Annotated in this window: 1 protein-coding gene; it reads left to right on the top strand. The window is 45.6% G+C overall.

Annotation, left to right across the window (positions count from 1 at the left end):
- Positions 1-160: 160 nt before the first annotated feature.
- On the top strand, positions 161-1,682 hold a 1,522-nt coding region (locus H8K29_RS17730; RefSeq protein WP_186898663.1), incomplete at its 3' end, for a VCBS repeat-containing protein.

Raw genomic sequence — 1,682 nt, forward strand, 5'->3', positions numbered from 1 at the left:
GCGTAATCCACAGACGGGAGGTATGGATTGCTTACCGGCGACAACATTTGCGTGGGGGAAACCGGATCCAGGCAAGACGCCGGGCTTTGAGAGTAAAGGGATTTGGGCTGGCGCTCCGACTATGAGTACGTTCTACAATTATGGGAACATAAGAAGCACGATGAACCATCCGGATTATTTTGCGTTTAGTGATTTTGAAAATCGGGGGTATACGGATATTCTGGAAAAACGGGTGAGGGGAGTTGGTTCGCCCGTCATAGAGCTGAATGGAATACCTCCCGGTACAATGCAGACGGAGTATCGTTATTTTCATAATAACGGCAATGGGTTCACGCAGTATGCTTACAAGCTGAATACTGGCGAAGCATTCATTGTGCTTGATACCGGTGATTTTGACGGTGACGGCGCACTCGATTTGTTAGTCACTACTTCTGGTTTGGAAGCCGGGCACGCAAAAATTTGTTTATCTCCTTTAGGTAACTCTAAAGAATTAGGCGCAGCTGGCTCAACGATTATTTTTACTTGTGATCCTAATCGCCCTGCGGTTGGAGCAAATATCCCTAGTTACTTTCCTTATGTGGTTGATGTGAGAGGAGATGGCCGCTCGGCGCATTACAGTACAAATAATAGTGATTATGTAACAGTCTGTATTCAAGATAAATGTCAGCGAGATTTGACACCTCCACTGGGTTTAGAGCAAGTGCAGAGCAGGACTGATGGTTCAACTGAATATTCACAAAATCAATTTGCGAGACTGACACAGGTGGTTGATTTTTCGGGTACAGGTAAGCCTTATGATGTTCGCTGGACGAGAGTTAGCCTGGCAGATTATGTCCGTGATGGAGTCGATCTAATTTACTCGCCACACTATGAAAACCTGATGCCAGCGGTGGTCATGAATCATTTTAATCTCCCTGGTACGGCATTCGGGTTTGGTGCGATGTCTAGCTACACTTACAAGGAGTACCCTCAACCGCCGAAAAACAGTTTTTACTTACCGTATCAGTTCGATAGAGATACTGATATGGGAGGGATAGCAACTGACTTTAATGGTTCTGGCTATAACGGGCTTGCGTTTGGTTTTCTTGAGTTGCAATGGGATCCAAGCAACTCTTATTTCTCTTATGGGCGTGCGGAGTTAACACTATGTTTGTCGACAGGCCGAGCCCTGGATTGTGGTGTAAGAAAAAAATACAGCGGCCCGGAATATGTTGCGATCCGTGCAGTCGGTAACTTTATTGGCGACGGGGCGCCTGCTTTTTTAGCAGATACCTTGTCCTATGTTCCAGAGAGAAAACCAAGAGCGAGCGGTAGTTTAGTAATGTGCCGCGTGATGGGGGATGATACGACCGATGGAAATGGTACTAATGATGCCAATATCACTTGTACACCTTGGTCAGGCTTCAATATTCCAACTGCTGGTACTTCATCTGAAAAAGATAATATATTTTTCTTAGATTTGATGGGTACTGGGCGTACTCAAATTGTGCAATACCACAGTGGCAAATATGTTGGAGACAACTGGCAGGAAGATGGTCGTTGGGAAGTATTTGCACCGATTGATGTTGCTGTTGCTGGGCAAGCCCTTGATCGCATTCATCAAGTAACCAATGGCGTCGGTGCAGTTAGCACTGTGCAGTATGTTGATGGAATGGTAGAAGGAATTGTTAGTCAATCTGGTA

Source organism: Undibacterium sp. CY21W (assembly GCF_014284265.1).
In the GTDB taxonomy this organism is placed as follows: Bacteria; Pseudomonadota; Gammaproteobacteria; order Burkholderiales; family Burkholderiaceae_D; genus Undibacterium; species Undibacterium aquatile.